This is a genomic window from Hydrogenophaga defluvii (assembly GCF_042665235.1).
In the GTDB taxonomy this organism is placed as follows: Bacteria; Pseudomonadota; Gammaproteobacteria; order Burkholderiales; family Burkholderiaceae_C; genus Hydrogenophaga; species Hydrogenophaga defluvii_A.
This window is the reverse complement of the sequence record NZ_JBHTBZ010000015.1, coordinates 55,097-62,640: the sequence shown is the minus strand read 5'-3', so window position 1 is coordinate 62,640 and position 7,544 is coordinate 55,097. Positions and strand designations below refer to the sequence as shown.

The 7,544-nt window shown below is 63.1% G+C and carries 8 protein-coding genes; 3 read left to right on the top strand and 5 right to left on the bottom strand.

Annotated features, from left to right (window positions below):
• Positions 1-443: 443 nt before the first annotated feature.
• From ACFQU0_RS07195 to ACFQU0_RS07185, 3 genes are all read left to right on the top strand, one after another.
• Positions 444-728, top strand: a complete 285-nt coding sequence (locus ACFQU0_RS07195; RefSeq protein ID WP_382199495.1) for a type II toxin-antitoxin system HigB family toxin — start codon at positions 444-446, stop codon at positions 726-728.
• 41 nt (positions 729-769) lie between these two features.
• The gene (locus ACFQU0_RS07190) at positions 770-1,963 is read left to right on the top strand and encodes an ImmA/IrrE family metallo-endopeptidase (protein WP_382199494.1); all 1,194 of its coding nucleotides are present in this window, start codon (positions 770-772) and stop codon (positions 1,961-1,963) included.
• Between the two features lie 512 nt (positions 1,964-2,475).
• Positions 2,476-2,634, top strand: a complete 159-nt coding sequence (locus tag ACFQU0_RS07185) for a hypothetical protein (RefSeq protein ID WP_382199493.1) — start codon at positions 2,476-2,478, stop codon at positions 2,632-2,634.
• A 567-nt stretch (positions 2,635-3,201) separates the two neighbouring features.
• Here ACFQU0_RS07185 and ACFQU0_RS07180 read toward each other — a convergent pair.
• Genes ACFQU0_RS07180 through ACFQU0_RS07160 form a run of 5 tightly spaced genes read right to left on the bottom strand, consistent with a single transcriptional unit; the run spans position 3,202 to position 7,540 of the window.
• Positions 3,202-3,816 (bottom strand): FAD-binding oxidoreductase, encoded by a 615-nt coding sequence (locus ACFQU0_RS07180; protein WP_382199492.1) that lies wholly within the window; start codon positions 3,814-3,816, stop codon positions 3,202-3,204.
• 24 nt (positions 3,817-3,840) lie between these two features.
• The gene (locus tag ACFQU0_RS07175) at positions 3,841-4,170 is read right to left on the bottom strand and encodes a cupin domain-containing protein (protein WP_382199491.1); all 330 of its coding nucleotides are present in this window, start codon (positions 4,168-4,170) and stop codon (positions 3,841-3,843) included.
• A gap of 4 nt (positions 4,171-4,174) precedes the next feature.
• Positions 4,175-5,203, bottom strand: a complete 1,029-nt coding sequence (locus ACFQU0_RS07170) for a histone deacetylase family protein (protein WP_382199490.1) — start codon at positions 5,201-5,203, stop codon at positions 4,175-4,177.
• Between the two features lie 25 nt (positions 5,204-5,228).
• Entirely contained in the window at positions 5,229-6,158 is a 930-nt protein-coding gene (locus ACFQU0_RS07165; protein WP_382199489.1) for a 2-hydroxyacid dehydrogenase, read from the bottom strand.
• Positions 6,155-7,540: an FAD-binding oxidoreductase gene (locus tag ACFQU0_RS07160; RefSeq protein ID WP_382199488.1), complete on the bottom strand. Its 1,386-nt coding sequence runs from the start codon at positions 7,538-7,540 to the stop codon at positions 6,155-6,157. The genes ACFQU0_RS07165 and ACFQU0_RS07160 overlap by 4 nt, the downstream gene beginning before the upstream one ends.
• Between the last annotated feature and the right edge of the window lie 4 nt (positions 7,541-7,544).

Genomic DNA, 7,544 nt, shown 5'->3' with positions numbered 1-7,544 from the left:
GTTGCGGTTGCGGTTGCGGTTGCGGTTGCGGTTGCGGTTGCGGTTGCGGTTGCGGTTGCGGTTGCGGTTGCGGTTGCGGTTGTGCTGTAACCGGATGCTACTTGCGCGTGCTTGCCCGAAGGTTCCCGCTCTGGTTCCCGCTCTGGTTCCCGCTCTGGTTCCCGCTCTGGTTCCCGCTCTGGTTCCCGCTCTGGTTCCCGCTCTGGGTGGTAACAAAACGCATCTACAGCTTTTGGGGGCACCCCCTGACCGAGGACGAGTAATCGCGGTTCGTAGACGTGAGCACGCAGAGGCGATCTATCGCATGCGGCCGCAATGCTCCGGGCTGCTGGTTTCGTTTGGAGGATGATTCATGGTTTTCCCGAGGCAGTGCTCGGGATTCTTATGAATTTCCCGATTTGGGAATTATAATATCCATCTGAACATGGACACACCGCTTCTTCATGCGAATACTGGGTTTGCCTATCCTTGAGGCGTTCAAGGCGTCCCATGCTGCGTGTCGTGGCCAACTGGATGCCTGGCAGGTCGATGTTGAGCGAGAGCACTGGAAAACGCCCCATGACATCAAGCGCAGATACAGAAGCGCGGATTTTCTGGCCGACAACAGAGTCATTTTTGACATCAAGGGCAACTCGTATCGGCTTGTCGTGAAGGTCCGATACCAGAACGGTCTGGTGCTCGTGGAGTGGGTCGGAACACACGCCGAGTACAGCAAGAAGAAATTCTGAATCCAACGACATCTAGTGTCTGGAAATCAACGGAGAAGGCGATGGACGTCAAAATTATCAAAACCCAGGCTGATTACGAATCCGCCATGGCGCGCCTGTCTGAGCTGATGTCGGGCGAACTCGTGCCCAACTCACCTCAAGAAAATGAGCTTGAGTTGCTGGCGTTGGTCATCGAGAACTTCGAACGTCAAACGGTCCCGCCCGTCAAGCCTGACCCCATCGAGTCGATCTTGTTTCGCATGGACCAGATGGACCTGGCCCGAAAAGATTTGGTGCCGTATTTGGGCTCGCTCTCCAAGGTCTCGGAGGTGCTGGCGCGCAAGCGGCCGCTGTCCTTGCCGATGATTCGGCGCCTTCACCATGGACTGGGCATTCCCGCTGACGTCTTGATCGAGGACGTCGCGGTGGTTGAGGAAGAGCCGACCATCGACTACACCCGTTTTCCGCTCAAGGAGATGAGAGACCGCGGGTACTTTGGAGAGTTTCAGGGCAATCTACAGAAGCTCAAGGACTACGCGGAGGACCTGATCAAAGGCTTTATGCCAAAGCACATGGGCCCCGCGTTTTTACGTGCTCCGCTGTCTCAACGTGGGGATCGCGAGCCCGACGAAATGGCGATCAGGGCGTGGTGCATGTGTGTCTTGCGCAAGGCAAAAGAGGCAGGCGTCACGCGCGAGTACAAATCTGGGGTCATTACCCCTGCATGGATGCGTGAGTTGGCCAAGCTTTCTGCTTTCAGTAATGGGCCCCAACTCGCAAAGGAGTACTTGGCCCGGCATGGCATCGTCTTTGTTGTCGAGCGCCACTTCAACCGCACGTTCTTGGATGGCGCGGCGATGCTCGACCACACGGGGCGACCTGTTGTCGCCTTGACGCTTCGGCACGACCGCCTGGATAACTTCTGGTTCGCGCTGATGCACGAGTTGGCCCACGTCGCCCATGACTTGACGGCAGAGGCCCCGTTCTTCATTGATGATTTGGATCGTGCCGATCAGGACGCCATCGAAAAACGTGCGGATCAGACCGCACAAGAGGCTCTGATTCCCGCCAAGTCCTGGGAGGACGCCCAAGTGCGGGAGACCCTGACCACCGAGGACGCGATTGCCTTTGCCAATGAGCTTGGTGTTCACCCAGCCGTGGTCGCGGGCAGGCTGCGCTTCGAGACCAAAAACTTCAAGCTCATGAACCACCTCATTGGCAAAACAGGTCAGGTTAGTGAATTGCTGTCGGCGTAATGGTTCCCGAAACGGGAATGTTTTCTATGGCATTGATGTACGAATATGGATGTTGTAGAATGGTCATGCCAGAGTGTGATGGGCATACCAACCCTCGTGTTCTGGTAGACCTGAAGTGGTGAGCGCAGCGCCAGCGGCTCGCCGTCAAGGTCGAAAAAAAGGCCCTGAAGTGCTGTAACACAACAGGGCCTTTGGTGAGGTGAACAGGGGGCTACCAAACCACCCATGCACATCAGTCTTGGCAGACAGTGAATTTTACCAGTTCGCGATGTGTGGGCAAGCCAAATTCTCCTGAGTCTTCATGAGGAGATGGCCATGGCCTATCACCGATGGAGGAGCGTTTTCGTACGCGCATACACCCGGTTCCGTTTCGGACGCCAGGAGTCTGTGTGTCAGCACTGGCGCTCCCATCCGGGTCAGATGCAGTTGTTTGTTTGACCCCGATCGCATGCGGGAGGTCGCTTTGCAGGTCGCCCGCGTGTTTCCTATTCCCTAACTGGTAATTCCTATCTATGACCCCCAAGAAACCCAGCAATGAAACCACCTCGGCAAGCGTGGCCTCGAAGGCTGCAAAGCTGCTGAGTAATCCGCGCACGCCTGCTGCCGTGAAGTCCGTGGCAGCTTCCGCCTTGACCCAAAAAGTTGGCGCCAGCAAGCACAAAGGCAAGTAAGTCCGGTTAACTGCCGGTCCGAGGCCCGCCCTTGTGCGGGCCTTTTTTGTGGGCAGGTCTCAGCGCGAGGCTGGGCTACCAACCCGCGATGCCACCCATGAGTGGGAGCGCTGTCTTCATTGGCGATCGGCAACGATGACGTACATGGATGCGAACACGGGCGAGACCCCAAACCCCATAGATGTCGGTCCTCAGGCCGTCAAGCCCAAGGCCTCCTGCATCCGCTCATGCTCGAAGGCCCCGCGCAGCTTTTCGAGCTCTCGTTGGCGCACCTGCCGGCAACGTCAGATCCTGAGGTAGTTCGAGGAATGAGGTGAGGCGGCTGTGGTTGACTTAGGGGGTGTCCTATATCCAATGGGTTGCGGCGCGGTGGCTTTCTCGGTTCGCGCGTTTCTGGGATGCACCTGATTGCCCCTCTAGCACCGATGACCTCGGAGCTGTTGCAACTTGGAGCTTCAACGCTTGGCAGCAATCCAGGGTAGGTGGTTGTCACAGGACTGCGTTGTAGGGACTCTGTTGCGCCTCCCGTTGCGTTGTAACCGGATGCTACTTTTTGCGTGCTTTCCCTCAGGTTCCCGATGTGCCCGAAAAAATAGGTGCTGCTGTTGCGCAAACCGGAGTTGGAGCGCCCGCCTCGCGCACCGCGCCCACAAAGCCCGCCATCTCCGCCATGGGTATGCCGATATCGAAAGCAGCATAGGGCTGGGTTTGCCCCAGCATTTCGCCAATGGCCTCGCGGTAGGCCCACAGGCGGTTAGCGTCTTCCAATGACTGCGCCACCACCACATCGCTCACGGTGCCATGCTCTAGCGCATTGCCCAGCACTGCCTCCAGCCGCGCGCGGTCCTCGCCCTCGTTCTGGCCTTGTAGTTCCACCAGGGCATAAACGGGTGCCGGTTTATCAAAGGGCAGGCGCAGCTGGCCCACGGCCAGGGCGGCATCCATGAGGTTGACCCACATCACCTCGAATGCCGACAGACCGGGCAAGGCTCGGCGCAGCTCGTGTACCAACCGTATGGCCGCTTCGAACGACGGCAAGGCGCACAGCGCGGTGTTGGTGGCGCCTGGCAGGGGCGCGAACTTGAGCACCAGCCGGGTGATGACACCCATCGTGCCTTCCGACCCGATGAAGAGGTGCTTGAGGTCGATGCCCGTGGTGTTCTTGGTGACGCGCCCCAACATGGTCAGCAGGCGGCCGTCGGGTACCTACGCTTGTTCAGCGTAGTCCTGCCTTGTTCGCGTTTTGACTTCAATTTCTACAAAAATGACTTCGTGAGGACCGGGATTGATGACGTTGTGGCTCACGCCAATCTGGCGCGCGTACGAACGGCCCTTGACCAGCGTACTGGTCTTGATGCCTTCGTCGGTCTCTAGCACCAGGTTGCCGTCGGTCATGGGCACCACCACGTAGTCGTGTGCGTGGGTGTGCCAGCCGGTTTCGGCGCCCGGTGGAAAGCGCCATTCGGTGACGATGACGCGCCCGTTGTCGATCTGCACGGTGGGTATGGCCTGGGGTCGCATGTTGTTTCGGTTCATAGGGTCACGGGGCGGGCCGTTGGAGCACGCCGCTGAAGAACTGCTCGGTGTTGTGGGCCAGCGCGTCGATGTGGTAGCCACCTTCCTGCACGTACACGGTGGGCAGGCCCAGGCCGGCCACGGCCTGGCCCAGGCGGTGAAAACCGGCGCTGCTGACGGCCACCTGGGATTGAGGGTCGTGCTCGTAGATGTCGAAGCCGAGCGAGAACACCAGGGCGTCGGGCTGGAAGGCGCGGATGGCTTTGAGGGCCTGCTCCACCTGCTCAAAGAACACGGCCTCCGACGAGCCGTGGGGCATGGGCAGGTTGAGGTTGAAGCCCAGGCCGGCTCCGGCACCCGTTTCGTCGGCAAAGCCGGCCACGCCGGGGTAGAAATTGGTCGGGTCGCCGTGGATGGAGACGTAGAGCACGTCGTCGCGTTCGTAGAAGATTTCCTGAATGCCCTGGCCGTGGTGCATGTCGGCATCAAACACCGCCACGCGGGCGTGTTTCTGGCGCAGGCGCTGGGCGGCGATGGCGGCGTTGTTGAGGTAGCAGAAGCCACCGGCGGCGGCCTCGCGCGCGTGGTGGCCGGGTGGGCGGCACAGGGCGTAGCTGTGGCGCTCGCCTGCCAGCACCACGTCGGTGGCGGCCACGGCGCACTGGGCGGCCCAGTAGGCCGAACGCCAGGTGAATTCACCCACCGGGCAACTGCCGTCGGCCAGGTAGGCCGCCGCTTGCGCGAGGATGCCGCGCAAGGCGTTGGGCTCGCGCACGAAGATGTTGGACATCACTTCGTTGCCCCAGTCGGCAGGCATCTTCTTCCACTCCGCGTGGGCGTTTTCAAGGAATCGCAAGTAGGGCACGCTGTGCACGGCCTGCAGGGGCGCCATGCCGTGGTCGGTGGGGCGGCTGGCTTCCAGGCCCAGCGCGCCCAGGCCACGCAGGATGGCCAGCGCGCGGTCGGGCACCTCTTGGGGTTTGCGCATCTGACCGCGCGAGAGGTAGGTCTGGGGGTGGTGCAGCAGCTGTTCGGGGGCGAAAAAGGTTTTCATGTGGGTTCCTCAAATGGCGGTGGGGTCAGTAGCCGGCCGAGCGATCGATGGCGTGGCGCAGAGGCTCGCCCCGCATCGCGCGGCCGATGTTGTCGATGACGGTGGCAGCGGACTGCACCGGGTCGCTGAGCGAGGCGACGTGGGGCGTGAGCCGCAATGCCGGGTGGGCCCAGAACGGGTGCTCCGCGGGCAGGGGCTCCACGCCAAACACGTCGATGAAGGCGCCGGCCAGTTGACCGGCGTCGAGCGCGGCCAGCAGGTCGGCCTCCACCAGATGACCTCCCCGACCCACCTGCACCAGGCAGGCCTGGGGCCGCAGGCGGGCGAACAGATTGCGGTTGAGGACACCGGCGGTCTGGGGCGTGAGGGGCAGCAGGTTGATGAGCACGTCGCAGCGCCCCAGGGCTTCGTTCAACGCCGCCTCGCCGTGGCGGCAGTCCACGCCGGGCAGCTGTTTGGGGCTGCGGCTCCAGCCCGTGACCTGGAAGCCTTGTTGCGCCAGGGCACCGGCCACGGCCGAGCCCAACTCGCCCAGGCCCAGCACCAGCACCTGCCGGCTCGCCGCGCTCACGGGCGGGATGAACTGCCACTCGCGTGCCGCCTGGTGGCGGGCGTGCAGGTGCAGGTGGCGGTGGAAGTACAGCACCGCTGCCTGGCAGTACTCGACCATGCGCTGCGTGAGCGTGGGGTCGATCAGGCGCGCCACGGGGATGCGCGGGTCCAGATCGGCCAGGCACAACTGATCCACGCCCGCGCCCAGCGACAGCACGGCGCGCAGCCGGGGAAAAGCACGCAGGCCTTGGGGCGGTGGTGTCCACACCAGGGCCAGGTCCACGGCCTCCGGGGCCTCGCACTGTGGGCCCACGATGAAGTTCACATCGGGCAGCGCGGCCTGCAGGGTGGCGCGCCAGGCGTTGGGGTCGTCCAGGTCGCTGTAGAAAAAAACGGTGGTCATGCCAGCACCTTGCCAGGGTTGAGGAGCTTGTGGGGGTCCAGGGCCCGCTTGAGGGTGTGCATCAGCGCCAGTTCCTGCGGGGTGCGCGAATGGCCAAGGTAGGCTTTTTTGTGTTGACCGATGCCGTGTTCGGCCGACACCGAGCCCCCGTAGCGGCGCAGCACGCCATACACACAGGCGTCGATCTCGGCCTCGGGGAAGGGGCCGTGGGCGGCGGCCACGTGCACGCCCACGTGGATGTTGCTGTCGCCCACGTGGCCAAAGTGCACGTGTTCGCAGTGCGGGAAACGCGCGCGCAGGGCGGCCTGCAGCTCGTCCACAAAACGGCCCAGGTCGCCAATGGGCAGGCTGACGTCGTAGCCGCAGTAAGGCGACCACATCAGCGGGAACTCCGACACCGCGTCCCGCAGGCGCCAGAAGGACTCGCGTTCCTTGAGCGACTGGGCGATGGCCGCGTCCAGCAACCAGCCTTGTTCAAAGGCGGCTTCCAGCATGGCCGAGAACATGGGCATGTCGCGTTCGGTGTCGCTGCCTTCCATCTCGATCAGCACCTGGAGACCTTGTGCCGCCACGGGCGAGCGCATGTCGGGCACGCGGGTGGTGACCAGTTCGTGGAAGTCGGGCCACATCACCTCGAAGGCCGACACCGTGCCGCCCAGCGCCGCCTGAGCGTGCCGGAGGAAGCGCACCACCGTGTCGTGGTCGGGCAGGGTGCACCAGGCGGTGTGGCAGCTTTGGGGCAGCGGGTGCAGGCGCAGCACCGCCCGCGTGACGATGCCCAGCGTGCCTTCAGACCCGATGAACAGGTGCTTGAGGTCGTAGCCAGCGTTGTTCTTGAGCATCTTGTTGAGGCCACCCACCACGCTGCCGTCGGCCAGCACGGCCTCCAGGCCGAGCACCTGGTCGCGGAACATGCCGTAGCGGATCACCCGGTTGCCGCCAGCGTTGGTGGCGATGTTGCCACCCACCTGGCAGGAACCGCGCGCTCCCAGGTCCACCGCCAGCAGCAGGCCGGCGGCCCGCGCCGCCTCTTGCGCGGTTTGCAAGGGTGTGCCGGCCAACACGGTGAGGGTGCCGGCGGCGGTGTCGATTTCCTCCACGCCGTTCAGGCGTGCCAGCGACAGGGCCACGTCACCTTCGTTGGGGGTGGCGCCCGCCACCAGGCCAGTGAGCCCGCCCTGGGGCGTGACCGGCTGACCGTGCCGGTGGCAGATGGCCATCACGCGGGCCACCTCGTCAGGGGTGCCAGGGCGCACCAGGGCCAGTGGCTGGTGGGTGTGGGCGTTGAACCAATCGGTGCAATGCTGGGGTGGGATGGCATTACCCGTGAGCACGTGGGCTGGGCCCACGGCCTGGGTCAGTTCGTCGAGCAGAGAGGTCATGTCG